The organism is Pseudoalteromonas sp. PSi26, assembly GCF_054960575.1.
Genome location: NZ_JBHNYT010000009.1, coordinates 106,541 through 125,539 on the forward strand (window position 1 = coordinate 106,541; position 18,999 = coordinate 125,539).

The window sequence follows — 18,999 nt, forward strand, 5'->3', positions numbered from 1 at the left end:
ACTATGGTCTGTTGCTAGAATATTTTAGCCATTTAAGTCGCACTTCCGTAACCGTCGCCTAAAGGCCTTCACCTAACTTAACATTCCATGGCAGTAGTTGCTCGATGTCAGGCTCAGGATGCGTAAAGGCTTCAAGTAAATGGGTGATGTAATCGTAAGGCACAAGCCCATTGGCTTTTGCGCTTTCTACGATTGAATACAGTATCGCACTGGCCTTAGCACCCTTTGCAGTTTGTGAGAAAAGTTATGCCTTCCTGCCATTCACGAAGGGCTTAATTGAGCGCTCTGCGCGATTATTGTCGATGCTGAGCCGTCCATCTAATGTATAACGTTCAAGCTTTTCCCATTGATTTAGACAGTATTGAATGGCATCACTTAAGTCAGTTTGCCCTAACACTTGGCTTTTAGATTGAATGAGCCATGTTTTAAATTCATCAAGCTACAATTAAACGTGCAAAAGACGAAGTGAACGAGTATATTAGCGACATTAAAGACTCTACTTTGGTTATGATTGACTAGGTATACTTTACCCACATTTAAGTATAGTAAGTTATAAGTAGAGTCAATTTTTTAAAAATTAGATGAAACCCTTGCTGCATAAGGGGTAGGAGAAAAGTATGGCCTCAAGGGGAATTAATAAATGCATATTGGTTGGTAATTTAGGACAAGATCCTGAAGTTCGTTACATGCCTAATGGCAATGGTGTAGCAAATATTACCTTAGCGACTTCAGACAGCTATAAAGATAAAAACACTGGCCAAATGGTTGATAAAACTGAATGGCACCGTGTTGTATTTTTTGGAAAACTGGCTGAAATTGTAGGCGAATATTGTCGTAAAGGTTCACAAATATATGTAGAAGGTAAACTTCAAACACGTAAATGGACTGATCAACAAGGCCAAGAAAAATACACTACAGAAATCGTTGTTGATGGCTTTACAGGTCAAATGCAAATGCTAGGTGCTCGCGGTGGAGACCAGCAAAGTGGTGGCGGTTACCAAGGCAATCAAGGTGGCCAGCAAAACACTGGTTATCAAGGTAATCAAGGTAATCAAGGTAGCCAACAAGGCGGTTATTCACAAAATAATCAAAACCAGCAAGGTAGTTATGCACCACAACAGCAAGCTGCACCTGCTGCACAGCCTCAATCGGCGCCTGCTCCACAGCAAAATAATCAGTACCAGCCACAAGGCGGTGGTTTTGCTCCACAGCAAAATAGTGCACCACAGCAGCAAGGAGGTTTTGCACCTAAGCCTCAAAATGCACCACAAGGCGGCGCATCAAATCCAATGGAACCAACAATAGATTTTGACGACGACATTCCGTTCTGATCAAAGACAAAAAATAAAATGTTGATAAAAAATTTAGAAAGCCGCTACTAAGCGGCTTTTTTATGTCTTTCACTCCATCAATGTTAGCCAATTTTCTCGTGTTGCTAATAATGGTAATTAGCTTAAGTACTGTTTTACATTTAAAGTTAATTGGCTACCTTGTGCTTATAGCTTTTTTGAACAACACTTTAGTGACTAATATTACGTGTGGGTGAGTTATGTCTAAGGGGCAGTATTGGTTATTAAGATATTTTAAGCCGATTTGTTTGGTCATGCTTGTTGTATCGCTTATCTGCTTTAACTTCATTTTAAGCAATGCGTTACATTTAAAAGTGCATAGTGCTGGCCAGCAACTTACAAAGCAAGTTTATGAGTTACAATTAAATGCCCCTTTGAATCAAAAAACACTGTCTGTTTTAGCGCAAAGTCATGGCTTTATGCTTGCACCTGAGTCGTCTTCCCTCCACTTTAAAAACATTATAAAGCCACAGCTTGAGGTGTTTTCATATAAAACATTAAACTTAGGCCTTTATCATTCACCAGTGTGGATAATGGAAAGCTACTTATTTATTCTATTTAACCTGGTGATAGTGGGTGCCGCTATTTCATTATACTGTTGGGGAAGTGCAGCTAACTTTAGACAATTAAAACACCAAAACCGTCATCACAATCCAACAAAATTGACTCGTAGCATTTCCAGTTTAAATGTGGTCAAAAATGTTGAAAGTGAGGAGTTAGCCTCACTATATGCTGCCGCTGAACAGTATCATAGTTTGTTCGTTTTGGTCAGTTGGGAGTGTAAGTTTGACAAAAATACCGACTTAGAAACTAGTTTTAAAGTTTTTATTCTAAAAGGTATCCCAGAGATAAAAAAAGTAGCTGTGAAACTTATTAATCCAGACAATCTAACCATAATGCTTTATAACGTACCTATTGCAGAGCTTGATCGGTACACGGAGCGTTTGCATAAAATAATTTTTAATGTGTGCCAAAGCCACCAAAAAAATACGACTTGTAAGCATGTTAAATTGGGTGCGTGTAATTTTCGTCTAGGAGCAGATCAATCAAAGGTTTTGCAAATAGCACAGTCGGCCCTAACGCTTTCAAAAAATAGTACGTTATTACACTGTCATCGGTTGGCGCTGAGCAAAAGCCAAGAGGTGTTATTTTGTAATGAGCAGGTTATAAATAATATTAAGAAAAATAAATTTATGTTGTCTTTTCAGCCTGTTTTCGATTTGATTAGTGGTGATATTATCCAGCATGAGGCGTTAATTAGAGTAAGGCACGACATGCATGGGTTACTAGCCGCTCAGTATTTTATCAATCAAGTTGAGAGTAAAGATGACGCGTTAATTCTAGATAAGGCGGTATTGTCGCAAATACTAACACTTGTAATGGCAGAGAAGTCGCCATTGAGCGTAAGTATTAATATGCATCCTAAAAACTGGCTTAACGATAAGTTTTGGAGCTGGTTAACCATGCAAATGGATAAGCTTAATCTAAGCTGTCAATTACAGTTTGAAATGAGTGAATTTTTCTTTTGCAACAACAAAAATGCGTTAGCAAATACGTTAAATATAATAAAAAAACACAGATCTAATATTATTATTGATAATGTAAAAACGAGTGAACACATTCCTTTGCTTATTCACTGTGAAGAGGTAATAGGCTTAAAGCTAAGCTATGAACTCGTTCACTTAGTTAATGAAAAATCGCATAATCAAAAATGTATTAAAGAGATTGTTAATGCAGGTAAAATGTTAAACCTTCCTGTTTACGCCGTAGGTGTTGAGACTCAAAAAGAGCTCATTATGTTAACTAAATTGGGCGTTGCTGGCGCACAAGGTTTTTATTTTTCGGAGCCTTTACAAGAGCTCACTCAGGCTGTTTTTCATTAAAATATTTCAGCTTTGTAAATTAATGTTTTATGTAGTGGCGCTTAACCGAAAAAAGTATTTCTAAATAAGTTTTCTGTATTTAAGACCCTTTAGCCCCTGCAAACCACCGGTATGAATCGCAATTATTTTACTGCCAGAAGGGAAGTAATCTCGCTCTATTAAGTTCCATATTGCGTACATCATTTTACCACTATAAATAGGCTCTAATGGTAAATTGTGTGTAATGTCCATATGTTGGCAAAACGCCCATAACTCAGGGGTAAATTTACCGTAACCACCTCCATGAAAGTCGCAAAGTAATTGCCAGTTAGTTTGTGACTTTGCTTTGCAACTTAACTCTCGGACTTCATCCATTAAATATTCCGCTTGCTTTAAAACTGCAATTCCCATTATTTGTGTTGTTGTATTACTCCCCTCAATTAACCCCGCTAATGTCCCTCCGCTTCCTGTGGGGCAAATTAGGTAATCGTGTTCTGGTAAACTTTGTGCAAGCTCTGCACAACCGGGTACTGCATAGGTATTCGTCCCGCCTTCGGCAAGAATATACGCATTGGGAAATTTTGTTCTAAGGTCAGCAAGGTATTGTGAATCGTTTCGTAACTTATATTCAACGCGATTAACAACATGAAGCTGCATGCCACATTGCTGTGCAAATTGAATGGTTGGGTTATTTTGATCTAAATTAGGCCCGCGAATAATCCCATGGGTTGTTAAACCAAACATTTTTCCCACTGCGGCGCATGCATGTATGTGGTTTGAAAACGCCCCACCAAATGTAAGTAACTCGGTTTTATTCTGGGACTGCATTTGTATTAAATTATATTTTAACTTGCGCCACTTATTCCCATTTATTAAGGGATGAAGCAAATCGTCTCGCTTTACTAAAAGCTCAATGCCTTTACTTTTTAACCACGGATCATCAATTGTTTGCGTAACAGTGGTTTCATTTATTTCGAAAGACGCAGGCATTTTTTCTCAATTAAAAGGATAAATAATAAAATACACGACTAATTTTATAGCTTATAGATAGAAGGGGCTATACAAAATTACAACGGATTGTTTTGTGTAACAGTGCGTTGATTAAATTTTGAGTAGCTAGATTGGTTGACATGTTTTAAAGTTAACCAATTGTAAAGGGAGTTTAGTTATGAAAAAACAATTTAAGAAAACAATAATTATAAAAAAACAGACTGGCTTTTCGTTACTGCAGCTAATCATTGTTATTGTCATTTTTGGTGCGTTAGCTGTTTATTTTGCCCCGCGCTTTTTAAACCTTCAAGGGGAAGCACACGCATCCATTCTTGAAACACTGCAAGTATCAATTCAAGCTGAAATAAGCGTTGTACATGGAAAAGCCATTATTAAAAACGTCCATAATAAAGCTAATGCCAGTATCGAGCTTGATTCAGGAAAAATGGTTGATATTGTTTATGGCTATCCTGCTGCAACTGAGGCCGCTTTTAAGGTGTTTTTAGATACTAAATTTGCAACTGAACACACTGGGGATTTTAATATTACGAGTAGCCCACAAGCTGCAAAAGCTGTTATTTATCCCAACAGTTATTCTGCAGTGGATAATTGCCGTATTGAATATATTGAAGCCAAAAAAAACACGAAACAAAATGTAATTACTGCGCCTGCTTTAAGCGTATTTACGTCTGACTGTTAGTACAAAAAATAAGTGTTTATAAGTTTGCTAGTTTATTTGATAACGTAATTTTTAATGGTTAACGGTTAAATAGCGCAAATACGCTAAGTTTAATATAAAATGATACTTAACGGTGATGAATAACCTAAAATAAAATAGCTTCACTGTTAAGTGTAAGCCTATGAATTTAATGTAAATCTAAGCATTGCTTCACAATTTATCGGCTTTAGAGTAAATGATCAGGTTATTTACTAGCGTGAAACGGGCGAATAGTTGTAAACTAAGATAATAATTGAACAAAGCTTGTGTTTTGCGCTGCAAGTACATAGCATAAGACTTTAATTATAAAAAAATAATAACGACCAAATAATTGCCGCTTTTTGGGACTGGAATATATGCGAATTACTCCTTTATCTCTGTTAATTACAGCTAGTTTGTTAGCAAGTAGTGCATTTGCACAAGACACAGCTACCGTAACTGGAATTGAGTCAGAGATTAGTGTTAAACAGACAGAATACGATAACTCGACAAGAATACTTGATAAACATTTAAAAGAAGAAAGTCAGTTACAAAATCAATTAGAGCTACTTCGTTCTCGTTCAACTGAGCTAGACAAAGAAAAAAACCAAGCGCTCGACGCGATGAACGAAATGTATCGCCGTTTAATAGATGATCCATCAATAAACATTACAAGCGCTCAATCTCGCTATCAACAGGCGGTAGTTGATCACAAGCAAAATAAAGATGATATCTCTATGCAGTTGGCGGCAATTGCATCCCACCGAAAAGATATTGAGCAAATTAGAGTTGCTAAGCACACTTTACTAAATACCTTAGAAAGCCTGAAAGAGCAGTTAACAACGGCTCGTGTAGAGCGCTTGCGTAACGAGTTTACGCGTGAAGGTACGCTTGAGGTTAACCATACAATAAATTGTAAGCGTACAGAAACACTTGCGGCCTGTGAGCAACGTGGTCAGCAAATGGGTTTACAAAAAGCAACCAAACGTTTTGTAGACCAAATTTTTGCAAACTTAACCGAAGAACGCATAGTTGAACCAAAGCGCAATTTAGCGGGTGCGCAAGTACAAATTTTAAGTAGCCATGTGGTTAATAGTGCGTTTAGTGGCCAAGGTAACTATAACGTTAACTTAAGCGTTTCAATGCGCGGCGAAGTCAATAGCAGCCGTTTATGTAACTTATTAAGTATAGATAACCGTTATTGTTCAGAATACGGTTCACCGCTAAATACAGCTTACCAGCCAACTTATGGCACTACCTATTCAGATAGTCAGTTAACATTCAGCAATAGCGCGGATAATAACAGTACAGTTTCGGTATCGCGTTTAAACAACAAGCCTGTACGCGATTATTCTGTGAAGCAGCCGGTTCAATCTAAGCCTGATTTCACGGTTGTTGAACAAAAAAAAGATCAGTCGGTAGAGTTAACACTTCGTTCTAACGTATACGATGATGAAGTATTCATTAACGGTGTGAGCTTTGGTTCTACTCGTTTAATTACGCGTTTACCAAAAGGTGTGCATGAAATTGAAATTCGTAAATTAGGTTACAAGCCCTACCAAGCACGTGTAAACCTAAATAAAGCGCAAACAATTAATGCTAACTTAGTAAAAAAGCCTAAGTCGATTGCTGCACCGACCTATACTCGCGAGCAACCAGAAGCACAAACACGCAGAGTAAGCGAAAATGTTAACGTTTTAAACGCAAATGTAGAAACACCTGTTGTGGTTATTCCTGCTGGCAAATTTAAAATGGGTGATATCAATGGTAACGGGTTAGCTAATGAGCGCCCCGTTATTGAAAAAGCAATTGTTAACTCTTTTGCTATGCAAAGCAAGGAAGTAACTGTAGGCGACTATGAAAAATTTGTTGCTAATACGGCGTATAAAACAGAAGCAGAAATCAATAAAGGCTGCGCATATTATTTAAATGGTGAGCCAGTATGGGAAGCAGCTTTAAACTGGCGCAATCCTGGCTTTGAACAGGGCAGTGACTTTCCAGCTGTATGCTTAACTTACAACGATGCAAAAGCATATGCTGACTGGTTATCGGGCCAGACAGGGCAGCAGTTTCGTTTACCTAGCGAAGTTGAGTGGGAATATGCAGCTCGTGCAGGCACAGAAACTGAGTACCCTTGGGGTAACGAAATTGGTAAAAACTTAGCTAACTGTGGTTGGTGTGGTAGTGAATGGTCAAACAAGCGTGCAGCACCGGTTGGGTCTTTTTCTCCAAATGCGTTTGGACTTTACGATACGGTAGGTAACGTGTGGGAATGGACCGTTAAAAAATCAGGTGAATCGGATGTGGCAGTAAGAGGCGGAGCATGGAACTTTGCACCAAGCCTTGCACGCGTATCAACACGACTAATATTAGCGCCTGATTTTAGATCAAACTACATTGGTTTTCGCTTAGTTCGCGAGAGATAAATTTTACAAGGAAGCATAGCTTCCTTTTTTAACAAATTCACAAAGGCGCTGCACTTTATATTGCTCATCAAAATAAGCATGTTAAAGTGAGGCAGCTAATATAAGAACGTATTTCAAAGGTCATCCAGCCTCATGTTTAAAAAACTCCGTGGTATTTTTTCTAACGATCTATCGATCGACTTGGGTACAGCCAATACCCTAATTTATGTAAAAGAAGAGGGTATTGTTCTAAACGAACCTTCAGTTGTTGCTATCCGTCAAGAGCGTGCTGGTGGCCCTAAAAGTGTTGCTTCGGTAGGTACCGAAGCAAAACAGATGCTAGGTCGTACGCCGGGTAATATTAAAGCAATCCGCCCAATGAAAGACGGCGTAATTGCTGACTTTTATGTAACAGAAAAAATGTTACAACACTTCATCAAGCAAGTGCATAACAATAACTTTATGCGCCCAAGTCCACGCGTACTTATTTGTGTACCATGTGGTGCAACGCAAGTAGAAAAACGCGCAATCCGCGAATCGGCAATGGGCGCTGGCGCCCGAGAAGTTTACCTAATTGAAGAGCCAATGGCTGCGGCAATTGGTGCAGGTTTACCGGTATCAGAAGCAACAGGCTCTATGGTTGTTGATATTGGTGGTGGTACAACTGAAGTTGCTATTATTTCACTAAATGGTGTGGTTTACTCATCATCAGTGCGTATTGGTGGCGATAAGTTTGACGAAGCTATTATTAACTATGTGCGTCGTAACTTTGGTAGCTTAATTGGTGAAGCAACCGCCGAAAACATTAAGCACCAAATTGGTTCTGCGTTTAAAACAGATGAGCCAATTGAGATCGAAGTACGTGGCCGTAACCTAGCTGAAGGTGTTCCACGTTCATTTACACTTAACTCACATGAAATCTTAGAAGCGCTTCAAGAGCCTCTAATGGGGATTGTTAGTGCAGTAATGGTTGCCCTAGAGCAATCGCCACCAGAGCTTGCATCAGATATTTCTGCGCACGGTATGGTACTGACTGGCGGTGGTGCACTATTAAAAGATTTAGATCGCTTATTAATGGAAGAAACAGGCATTCCTGTTGTTGTTGCTGACGATCCACTAACGTGTGTAGCACGTGGCGGCGGTAAGGCATTAGAAATGATTGATGTTCACGGTGGTGACGTTTTTAGTTACGACTAATGAAATTAATGTTTGGGCGCACTGTCTCTTTGCAACTGCGACTTTTTGTCGCAGTGCTTTTGAGTATCGTACTCATAGCTGGAGATAGGTACACAGAAGGTGGAACCGTTGTGCGCACCAGTTTAAATACACTGGTTAGCCCGCTTATTTATGTTGCAAACTTACCTTATGAGTTATTTAGCATTGGCGCTAAAAGCTTACACACGCGAGACCAACTCCTTACTGAAAACGAAGCACTGAAAAAAAAGCAAATGTTACAAAGTGAGCAGCTGCAACAGTACCAATTTTTAGCCAGAGAAAACCAAAAGTTGCGTGCGTTACTTGGCTCATCGGCAAAACAATCTAATCGTAAAATTATTGCACAAGTATTATCGGTTCACTCAAACCCATATAGCCATCAAGTCGTTATTAACCGTGGTACTACAGACGGCATAAGCGAAGGGCAAGCTGTAATAGACGAAATGGGGGTGGTAGGGCAGCTTACTAAAGTAGGTTCCACTACGTCGCGCGTATTATTGATGACCGATACAACTCATGCAACACCTGTTCGCATACTTAGGAATGATGTACGAACCGTCGTTGAAGGCATTGGTAAAATTAATATAGTTAAGCTTTCGCATGTGCCTCATAGTTTAGATGTGCGAATAGGTGATGTATTAGTGACTTCTGGGTTAGGTGGTACATTTCCTGAAGGGTATCCTGTGGCGATAGTCACAGAAATTAACCGCGACGAAGGCCGTCCATTTGCACAAGTATTTGCAGAGCCAATCGCGTTGCTCGACCGAATTCGCTTACTTGTAATTCTATGGCGCAGCCAGCAGGAGCAAATAAACGATGATTAACCGTTATTCATTGTTAATTGCGCTAAGCATATTTTTTGCTTTAATTATGGCGCTAATGCCGCTGCCATTTTCGTTTGAACCATTTAGGCCGGATTGGGTCTTATTAGTACTTATGTATTGGTCATTGGCCGTGCCACATCGGTTAAATATTGGTACTGCTTGGGTCGTAGGTTTACTCATTGATTTAGCGTCAGGCTCACCTTTAGGTGTTAACTCGCTGACATTTTCGGTATGCATATTTATTACCGCAAGTAACTTCCAAAAAATTCGTAACTTCTCGCTTTGGCAGCAAAGTTTGTTAATTGGCTTGTTTTTAACGCTTTATCATTTAATGCAGTTTTGGCTAAATCATTTTTTGCTTGGTGTTTACTTTAACCCACAATATTTATGGCCGGTATTTACTGGCATGGTAAGTTGGTTTTGGGTGTTTTTATTACTTCGTAAGTACCGCAGACATTTTAGGATCAGATAATGAATACTGCCGTATATCTGGCATCAGCTTCTCCTCGTCGTAAAGAGTTATTGGCTCAACTTGGTATCGAATTTTCGCAATTTAGTGTTGATGCGGACGAGAGCCAATTTCCTAATGAACTTCCTCATGCCTATGTAGAGCGCTTAGCGAGGCTAAAAGCTTGCTCAGGTGTCAAGCTTGGTTACACAGACCGGCCAGTACTAGGTAGTGACACAGTAGTTGTTATTGATAATGAATCCTTGTGTAAACCACGCGATGAAGCCGATTTTACGCATACACTTAAACGCTTGTCCGGAAACACTCACCAGGTACTAACCGCTATTGCTTTTGCGACTGAAGATAAAGTGCTTAGCCAAGTTATCAGTACTGATGTGACATTTAAAAAACTGAGCGATGAAGAGATTAAAGCCTACTGGCAAAGTGGTGAGCCACAAGATAAAGCGGGTGGATATGGTATTCAGGGGCTAGGTGGTCGCTTTGTTACACATATTTCGGGTAGCTATTTTAGTGTTGTCGGCTTACCTTTATATGAGACTGAACAATTATTACACGCATTTTTAAGAGGGTAGCATGAGTACAGAATTACTGATCAACGTAACACCGAGTGAAAGTCGTGTTGCCCTAATCGAAAACGGTGTGCTTCAAGAGATTCAGTTAGAACGAATTGGTAACCTAGGTATTGTTGGCAATATTTATCTAGGAAAAATAAGCCGTGTTTTACCTGGAATGCAGGCCGCTTTTGTTGATATTGGCTTAGAGAAAGCCGCATTCTTACATGCATCTGACATAGTAAATAGTGCCTCCATTGTTGAAGGTGTTGACGATGTACCAATAAAGAAAGTGCAAGATATACGAGAGTTAGTGCGCCAAGGTCAATTTATTATGGTGCAAGTGGTTAAAGATCCATTAGGCACGAAAGGCGCGAGACTCACTACCGACATCACTATTCCGTCTCGCTACTTAGTATTTATGCCAGACGCAACGCATGTTGGTGTAAGCCAACGGATAGAAACTGAAGAAGAGCGATCTCGCCTTAAAAAAATTGTTGCTGAATATGGCGATGAAAATGGCAGTTTTATAGTACGTACCGCGGCTGAAGGTGCAAGCGAAGCAGAGTTAAGACATGATGCTGGTTTTTTAAGAAAATTATGGGAAAAAATAACCGCACGTCGTAAAAAAACTAACAAAGCAACCATATTGCATGAAGACCTAACACTTGCCTTTAGAACACTGCGTGATTACGTAGGTGAAGACATGGAGCGTATTCGTGTTGATTCAAAGCTTACCTACCAAGAGCTAAAAATATTTACCGAAGAATTTGTACCGCAACTTTCACAAGTACTCGAGTACTATCCGGGTGAGCGCCCTATATTCGACTTATTCGATGTAGAAAACGAAGTGCAAAAAGCGCTGCATCGCAAAGTCACGTTAAAGTCAGGCGGGTACATTATTATTGATCAAACAGAAGCGATGACTACGGTTGACGTAAACACCGGTGCGTTTGTCGGCCATCGTAATTTAGAAGAGACTATTTTTAACACTAATGTCGAGGCAACGTCTGCCATTGCGCGCCAGTTAAGGCTTCGTAATTTAGGTGGAATAATTATTATCGACTTTATCGATATGGTCAGCGAAGAGCATAAAAGCCGTGTATTACACTCGCTTGAATCGGCGCTTGCTAAAGATCGTACTAAAACAAATATTAATGGTTTGTCGGCGCTTGGGTTAGTTGAAATGACCCGAAAACGCACCAGAGAGAGCTTAGAGCATATTTTATGTGATGTATGCCCGGCATGTTCAGGGCGAGGCTCACAAAAAACAGTCGAAACGGTATGCTACGAAATATTACGTGAAATTGTTCGCGTAAACCGCGCCTACGCAGCCGATAAATTTATGGTTTATGCAGCACCAGCAGTAAGTGAAGCCTTACTTAATGATGAATACCACAACTTGGCGGAACTTGAGCTATTTATAGGTAAGCAAGTACACATACAAACAGAAAGCTTATACAGCCAAGAGCAGTTTGATGTGGTAATGATGTAATGAAAGCAAAAGCGGTCTGTTTTTTTTGTTTTAGAAAGTTATGGCAAACCTGCGCCATAATTTTGGTATTACTGGCTGTTATTGTTTCAATATTAAAGTACACACTCCCTTACGCAAATGATTACAAAGGCGATATAGAAACCTACCTAGACGAAAAGTTTGCTATTAGTTTATCTATTGGCGCTATTTCAGCTAGCTGGCAGGGAAATGGCCCTGCTCTTGTGCTTGAAGACTTATCATTTAAAGATAATGAAACTGCACCTATTTCGCTAACCATTGCAAAAACCAGCCTAGAGCTTAACTTATGGGAAAGTATAAAAACCCTGCAATTAAAGTCTAACTACTTTGTTATAAATGGCTTTCATACCACGGTGAACGTGGCAGACCTGTTTGAAAGCGGTAACCAAGATGATGTTTCGTTTGAGCAAAAAGAGCTTATAGAAGGGCTGTTTTTAGGTAATACCGGTCATTTTGCAATAGAAAACTCCAGTATTAATTTTGTGTTAGACGATAACAAAGAGCGTAAACTCCTGCTTGAAAATATCATTTGGCAAAATGAAGAGTCTCAACATTTAGGTAGCGGAACATTAGCTTTACCAGGCATCACAGTAGGCACCTTTGATGCACGCATTGCTCTCAAAGGTGAAAGCTTAGAAGAAGTTGCTGGCAATATGTATGTCCAAGCCAATAAGGTAGATGTGTCTAATTGGTTGGCGCAATATATAAATACTGAAAAACAACAATTAACTAGCGATATCAATTTACAAGCTTGGCTAAAAATTGAAAAAGGCCTAATTGACGATATAAAAATGCAGTGGCTACCTAGTTCTGTTACTTGGTTTAATGAATCTCAAAGCCAGCAAGTTAGTTTAAGTGAAGGTGGCTTTCATCTTTATCCCGAACAAGGTAATTGGTTTTTAAAAAGCACTGGTTTAGCGTTTAATAACAATAATACGACATGGCCAAGCTTAGAGTTTGAGGCTCAACTTGGTGAAAATAATCAAATTTGGTTAAATCAAATAGATATAGCGCTACTGGCTAATTTGGCAGCGCTGACAAATTTTGACTCTCTCGACCCGTTTTTAAAACGCAAACCAAGTGGCCAAATACAGCAGGCGTACGTTAATTATGAGAGTAACCAGAATTGGCAAGTATGGTTTAACGCCAATAACATAGGCTGGCAAGAGCTTAATTCAGTGCCAGCTGCGCAAGGTTTACGCGTAAGCGGTTTATTAAACCAAGATAAAGGCCGTATCAGCTTATTTGGCGAAAACGGCACTTTAATAACTGGCGATAGTTTTAGTGACAATATTAATTATAACCAGCTCAATATAGAATTAGACCTCGCAAAGCAAAATAATAACTGGCGTATTAGCAGTGATAATATTTGGTTTGATAACAATGAGATAACGCTAGCCGCAGAAATGCAACTGAGCTTTGGTGATACACCGCGTCTTGATTTATACGCAGAGGCATTTGCAGAGGATGCCAGTATTGCCGGTCATTATTTTCCGTTAAAAGCGATGAGCCCAGAATTAGTTAGCTACCTAAACGGGGCTATAAAAGGCGGTGAAATATCAAAAGCGCAGGTTCTATTTGCAGGGCCGTTATCAGGATTTCCATTTAAAGATGGCTCAGGGCAATTTGATGTACTTGCTCAAATTGACAATGCCACGTACCAGTTCGACCCGCAGTGGCCAGCAGTAACAGATGCAAAGGTAAAGCTACATTTTGCTAATGAACGAATGGACATTTACAGCCAACAAGGCTCTTTGGTTAATTTAGATGTGGGTAATAGCGTTAAAGTTAGCATTAATGATTTAATGAATGCCGATGAGCTTGTGGTACAAATAGATAAAAAAGCACCGATGGAAAACCTGCACACCTTTTTTAAAGCCACGCCGATTGCGAGCCCGCTAGCTGATATTTTTGAGGTCATACAAGGCCAAGGTGAAGCCGATGCCAGCATTAAGTTACTGGTAGGTTCAAAGTTTGAAGGTGGTGCCAGTGTTAGCGGCACTGTCGAGCTAGATGATTTACCCGTATTTATTGCCACACCCGGTATTGCGTTAAATAACTTAACCGGCGTGCTTAACTTTAAAAACGATAATATTGAACTTAAAAATGCCACCGCTACATGGCTTGGGATGCCGCTTGCAATTAATTACAACAGCCAAAGTGAAGCGAGTGACTACAAAGCAAACATAGATATTAATGCACAACTTGATGCCAATACCTTAATTGATAGCGGGCAAGGTATTTTAAAAGGGTCACTAGAAGGACAAAGTGCAGTTGATATTGGACTTGTGCTTAATTTTACCGAGCAAGGGTTTAATTACCGTGCACAGGTTAAATCTGACCTTGTTGGATTAACAAGTAAATTGCCAACACCATACAATAAAGCTGAGACACAACCGTGGGTTCTTGATGCGGTTGTTCAAGGCGATGACATTTCAAACCTTATAACTGCACAGGTAAATAAGCGGTTTTATTTTAATGCAATATTAGAAAATGGAAAATCGCAATTTAGTAATGCGCATTTTGTTATAGGTAAGCAAGATTTAGGGCTAAATTCACAAGACTTAAGCGTTACAATAAACCTAGAGCAAACCGAACTTGTACCTTGGGTTGATCTTATTGATCAAATCATTAGTGCGGCCCAAAACGAGGATGACCCTGAATCACAAGGCATCATGCCACCACTTAATGAAGTAGTCGCCAATATTGGCATGCTCGATATTAGTAGTATGGTGTTTAATGACTTTGAAATGCGCCTAGCCCCTGAGCAAAGCAATGTGTATTTAAAATTAAATGCCAAAGAATTACGTGCAGGTGTATTTATTCCTACCTCGCAGCGCAGCCAACCCATTCGATTTAATGCTGATTACTTACGCGTAAATTTTGCAGAGCAAATTGAAGCGCCCATCACTGAGGCTGCAAAAGCAGACCCTGACACCGATTTAACGTGGCTGACGAACTTACCGGCTATAGAGTTTGAATGTGCAGATTGTAAAATTACCAACTACCAATTAGATAAAGTAAGCGCCTCGTTACTTGGTGACGGCAAACGTTTGGTTATTTCTGAGTTGGTTGTTGATAAAGGCGATCATATTTTGCGCACGAAAGGGCAATGGAAAGATGGCACCACACAGTTAAGCGGTGAAGTTAAAAGTGATGATATAGGTGCGTTGTTTGATGAGTTTGATATTACCACGGCTATAAAAGGCTCTAAGGCCACTATAAATTACAATCTTGCTTGGCAAGCCCCACCTTACTCATTTGATGTTCCGAGCCTCAGTGGTGAAATTGATTGGGATTTAGGAGAAGGGCACCTAACAGAAATTAGTGATGGTGGCGCACGGGTTTTTTCGTTGTTGAGCTTAGATTCGTTGGTTCGAAAACTAAAACTTGATTTTAGAGACGTATTTTCAAAAGGTTTTTTCTACAACAGCATGCAAGGTTCTATGCAGTTAGAGAACGGTATCGCTTATACAAAAGACACTAAGATGGATGGCGTTCCGGCTGATTTAACTATCAAAGGGTATGCAAATTTAAATACGCTTGATATCAACTACGATCTCGCTGTTGCGCCGCAGGTTACCTCAAGTATTCCGGTTATTGTGGCGTGGATGGTAAACCCAGTAACAGGGCTAGCAGCATTGGCACTAGATAAAGTAATACACTCTGCGCGCGTAATTTCTGAAATTAACTTTAAAGTGACTGGCACCATGAGTGAGCCTGTTGTTCAGGAGCTAGATAGGAAAAGCCGTGAAGTTACCTTACCACAAGCGGCGCAAAACCAGCCCCAAGCATCAGTCGATTTAAAACTTAAAGATGCTGAAGTAACCGCAACTAATGACTAATTTAGCGAAGCCTAACAACCACAATATATTTGCTTTGCAAATGTGCTCTGGTCTAAATGCTGACGACAATATTGCAAAACTTAAAAAAGCATTAAACACACTTCCCGCAACACGGCCATTGCTTGTATGTCTCCCTGAGGCCTTTTTGGTGTTTAGCAAAAGTGGTCACGACACGCTGTTAATAGCTAAACATATTGAGCAATACAAACGTCAAATAAGCCAGTTGTGTAAACACCATAATATTTGGTTAAGCGCAGGGACAATTCCTGAGCCTTACAACAATACTAAATATTATGCCGCCTCACATTTATATAATAATCAGGGTGAGTGCGTTGCAACGTATAATAAAATACACCTATTTGATGTAAACGTAGATGATAAAACGGGGAGTTACCGCGAATCCGATTTTACCCAAGCTGGTAGCGATGTGGTTGTGGTTGAATCCCCCTTTGGTAAACTAGGTCTAACAATATGTTATGATCTGCGTTTTAGTGGCTTATTTACTGCGCTTGTGCGTAAAGGCGCAGAGGTTATTTTGGTACCAAGTGCATTTACAATGGTTACAGGCCAAGTACATTGGCAGGCATTATTAGCGGCGCGAGCAATAGAAACCCAGTGTTATGTCGTTGCTGCAGCCCAATATGGCGCACATGAAAATGGCCGACAAACGTATGGTCACAGTATTATTATTTCACCCTGGGGTAACACTTTAAGTAATTTACCCAGCGGTACAGGTTTTATTAGCGCTAACGCTGATTTAGAGCAGTTAAAAAAAATTAGACGAGATATGCCTGTGCAGTCTCATCAACGATTTAGAGAGCATTTATTATGAATTCGGTTGAACAGCATTTATTACACGACAGCCAGCTAAATAGAGAAGAGCTCGAAAAAACGCTCGCCTACATACATCAGCACAAAGTAGATTACGCCGATTTATACTTTCAATCGAGTCATCACGAGTCGTGGGTACTTGAAGATGGCTTAGTAAAAGAAGGCTCTTACAATGTAGAACGCGGAGTTGGCGTACGTGCAGTAAGCGGCGAAAAAACGGGCTTTTCATATTCAGATGCTATCAACTTAGAAGCGCTTAACAAAGCGGCTACAGCAGCTCGCAGCATTGCCGATGCAGGCGAAGATAAAACGATTAAAGTATTTAGCGATGTATCAGCAAAAGTGCAATTTGCACCGCATCAGCCAATTTCAAGTATGAGCGATAGCGATAAAGTTAGTTTATTACGCGAGCTTGAAAACTACATTCGAGAACTCGCCCCCGATGCAGAGCAAGTAATTAGCTCTATGTCAGCAGTATACGAAGAAGTACTAATTGCGGCCAGTGACGGTACATTTGCTACCGATATTCGCCCGCTTATTCGTTTAAACTGTTCAGTATTGCTTGAAAAAAACGGCCGTCGTGAGCGCGGTGGCGCAGGTGGCGGTGCTCGTTTAGATTACGGCTATTTTAAAGAGCTAGTAAATGGTAAACCACGTTGGATGGAGTTTGCACAAGAAGCTGTACGCCAAGCTAAAGTCAACCTAGAAGCCATTGACGCGCCAGCTGGCACTATGGAAGTGGTATTAGGAAATGGTTGGCCAGGTGTACTTTTACATGAAGCCGTAGGCCATGGACTTGAAGGTGACTTTAACCGCAAAGGTGCATCTGCATTTAGCGGTAAAGTTGGGCAAAAAGTAGCGTCTGAACTATGTACAGTGGTTGATGATGGTACAATGGCCGATCGCCGAGGGTCGCTTAACGTAGATGACGAAGGCACACCTGCTGCATATAACGTGCTTATCGAAAACGGTATTTTAAAAGGCTACATGCAGGATAAGCTAAACGCACGTTTAATGGGGGTTAACCCAACCGGTAATGCGCGTCGTGAGTCGTATGCGCATTTACCTATGCCACGCATGACAAATACCTATATGTTAGGTGGCGAGCACAGCCAAGCCGATATTATCAGCAGCGTTAAAAAAGGGGTGTTTGCACCTAACTTTGGTGGCGGGCAGGTTGATATTACCTCGGGTAAGTTTGTATTTAGTGCATCAGAAGCGTACTTAATTGAAAACGGTAAAATTACTCAGCCGATTAAAGGCGCAACACTTATTGGTAATGGCCCAGAAGTAATGCAGCAAATATCGATGGTTGGTAACGACTTAGCACTTGATAAAGGCGTTGGTGTTTGTGGTAAAGATGGTCAAAGCGTACCGGTAGGCGTTGGTCAGCCTAGCCTTAAAATTGATCAGCTAACGGTCGGTGGAACAGCTTAAAGGCCCAACCGATAAAGTTTAGGCGCGAAACCCTTCGCGCCTAGTCGCTCTATGAGCTAGTTGCTTGGTTATTTACTTCGCTTAACGCAATTTTATGCTTCATTTCCTCTTCATACCATAGCGCCATAAAACACTCAGTGAGTTTATGCTCTATGTCCAGTGCCTGCTCTGTTGGGCAAAATAGCGTAAAGCGCGCTCTAAACTCACCCAATTCGGTTGTTCCAAAATGTATTTCTGGTGCAGGGCCCGATATTTTTGCATCTAGTTTTCGCTCAATAATCGAGTTATAACGAGTGGCGAGCTCTTCAAACTCCTCACAATACATTTTAGCTTTCACCGAGAGCGTGTCGTAAATTGGGTAAGGGTTAAAGCTCTCTTTTCGAACAATAGAAAAGCTATGTGTTGCAAAGCGTTTTACATAATTTAGATTTTTAATTGGGCTGGTGATGAGTTTATTATTAGGTATGTAAATCGTTTTTCTTGAAAATTGATAAGTGTGCATGTCTATTTCATGCATGGTTGTTTTTATCCAGTCTGTTTCTGCTACTTCACCGTAATATTCACCGACTTGCACCCAGTCGCCTACTCTAAATGGGCGTGTAGTGACTAAGTAAAAAAAGCCAATAACACATTGAATAAACTCACGAGTGGCTAAAACAATGGCAACTGCAAAGGCCGCGATAGATAACGCAAAATTTTGAATTTCAGTCGACCACACAAACAACAGCGACAACACCAACACAAAATTAATAAAATGCTTAATGTTATGCGCAATGTAGCGAATATCTTTGTCTTTTTTTTCTGCGCGGTTCCTCGCTAATTTATCAACAAGTACTTTTAAACCAAATGCAATGCCTAGCATAACAATTGAAACAAGAAACGGGTGTAGCAATATATCAGTAATCATAATATCCAGTTGTAGGTATGTTGATAAACACACGCTAGTATATTGAGTTATTTAGCTAATAAGCAAATTTAACCTTAATAAAAAAGCCCCTTAGCACGTATGTG

Annotated in this window: 14 protein-coding genes and 1 pseudogene; 12 read left to right on the forward strand and 3 right to left on the reverse strand. The window is 40.1% G+C overall.

All coding sequences use genetic code 11. The features are described from left to right. Positions 1 to 58: 58 nt before the first annotated feature. Positions 59 to 439, reverse strand: a pseudogene (locus tag ACFI34_RS11700) (IS66 family transposase); the annotation flags it as partial. Between the two features lie 178 nt (positions 440 to 617). On the opposite strand from ACFI34_RS11700, the gene ssb reads away from it, so the two are divergent. Together ssb and ACFI34_RS11710 are read left to right on the forward strand one after the other, a co-directional pair. Then, the gene (gene ssb / locus ACFI34_RS11705) at positions 618 to 1,331 is read left to right on the forward strand and encodes a single-stranded DNA-binding protein (protein ID WP_462673618.1); all 714 of its coding nucleotides are present in this window, start codon (positions 618 to 620) and stop codon (positions 1,329 to 1,331) included. A 218-nt stretch (positions 1,332 to 1,549) separates the two neighbouring features. After that, a complete protein-coding gene (locus tag ACFI34_RS11710; protein ID WP_462673619.1) occupies positions 1,550 to 3,232 on the forward strand; it encodes an EAL domain-containing protein in 1,683 nt (560 codons plus the stop codon). Between the two features lie 60 nt (positions 3,233 to 3,292). Here ACFI34_RS11710 and ACFI34_RS11715 read toward each other — a convergent pair whose 3' ends face one another. Then, positions 3,293 to 4,201: a 1-aminocyclopropane-1-carboxylate deaminase/D-cysteine desulfhydrase gene (locus ACFI34_RS11715; protein ID WP_462673620.1), complete on the reverse strand. Its 909-nt coding sequence runs from the start codon at positions 4,199 to 4,201 to the stop codon at positions 3,293 to 3,295. Between the two features lie 178 nt (positions 4,202 to 4,379). Between ACFI34_RS11715 and ACFI34_RS11720 the strand changes: the two genes are divergently transcribed. The 10 genes from ACFI34_RS11720 to tldD all read left to right on the forward strand — a co-directional run bounded on the left by ACFI34_RS11720 (position 4,380) and on the right by tldD (position 17,988). Then, positions 4,380 to 4,901: a type II secretion system protein gene (locus tag ACFI34_RS11720; RefSeq protein WP_462673621.1), complete on the forward strand. Its 522-nt coding sequence runs from the start codon at positions 4,380 to 4,382 to the stop codon at positions 4,899 to 4,901. A gap of 374 nt (positions 4,902 to 5,275) precedes the next feature. Beyond that, entirely contained in the window at positions 5,276 to 7,324 is a 2,049-nt protein-coding gene (locus ACFI34_RS11725) for an SUMF1/EgtB/PvdO family nonheme iron enzyme (protein ID WP_462673622.1), read from the forward strand. Between the two features lie 132 nt (positions 7,325 to 7,456). Continuing rightward, complete coding sequence (locus ACFI34_RS11730; protein ID WP_002958401.1) at positions 7,457 to 8,500, forward strand: rod shape-determining protein; 1,044 nt, start codon at positions 7,457 to 7,459, stop codon at positions 8,498 to 8,500. Further along, on the forward strand, positions 8,500 to 9,342 hold the full coding sequence (gene mreC / locus ACFI34_RS11735) for a rod shape-determining protein MreC (protein ID WP_010555553.1): 843 nt from the start codon (positions 8,500 to 8,502) through the stop codon (positions 9,340 to 9,342). Before ACFI34_RS11730 ends, mreC begins: the two co-directional genes overlap by 1 nt. Then, positions 9,335 to 9,814 carry a rod shape-determining protein MreD gene (gene mreD, locus ACFI34_RS11740; protein ID WP_010555554.1) on the forward strand — a complete coding sequence of 160 codons (480 nt, stop codon included), beginning with the start codon at positions 9,335 to 9,337 and terminating at the stop codon, positions 9,812 to 9,814. The genes mreC and mreD overlap by 8 nt, the downstream gene beginning before the upstream one ends. Continuing rightward, complete coding sequence (locus tag ACFI34_RS11745) at positions 9,814 to 10,383, forward strand: Maf family protein (protein WP_010555555.1); 570 nt, start codon at positions 9,814 to 9,816, stop codon at positions 10,381 to 10,383. The genes mreD and ACFI34_RS11745 overlap by 1 nt, the downstream gene beginning before the upstream one ends. Position 10,384: 1 nt before the next feature. Beyond that, positions 10,385 to 11,857 (forward strand): ribonuclease G, encoded by a 1,473-nt coding sequence (gene rng / locus ACFI34_RS11750; protein WP_010555556.1) that lies wholly within the window; start codon positions 10,385 to 10,387, stop codon positions 11,855 to 11,857. After that, entirely contained in the window at positions 11,857 to 15,720 is a 3,864-nt protein-coding gene (locus ACFI34_RS11755) for a YhdP family protein (protein ID WP_462673623.1), read from the forward strand. Before rng ends, ACFI34_RS11755 begins: the two co-directional genes overlap by 1 nt. After that, a complete protein-coding gene (locus ACFI34_RS11760; protein ID WP_462673624.1) occupies positions 15,713 to 16,552 on the forward strand; it encodes a carbon-nitrogen hydrolase family protein in 840 nt (279 codons plus the stop codon). The genes ACFI34_RS11755 and ACFI34_RS11760 overlap by 8 nt, the downstream gene beginning before the upstream one ends. Beyond that, entirely contained in the window at positions 16,549 to 17,988 is a 1,440-nt protein-coding gene (gene tldD / locus ACFI34_RS11765) for a metalloprotease TldD (RefSeq protein ID WP_462673625.1), read from the forward strand. Before ACFI34_RS11760 ends, tldD begins: the two co-directional genes overlap by 4 nt. 49 nt (positions 17,989 to 18,037) lie before the next feature. On the opposite strand, the gene ACFI34_RS11770 is transcribed toward tldD, so the two are convergent. Then, positions 18,038 to 18,895: a mechanosensitive ion channel family protein gene (locus tag ACFI34_RS11770; protein ID WP_462673626.1), complete on the reverse strand. Its 858-nt coding sequence runs from the start codon at positions 18,893 to 18,895 to the stop codon at positions 18,038 to 18,040. Between the last annotated feature and the right edge of the window lie 104 nt (positions 18,896 to 18,999).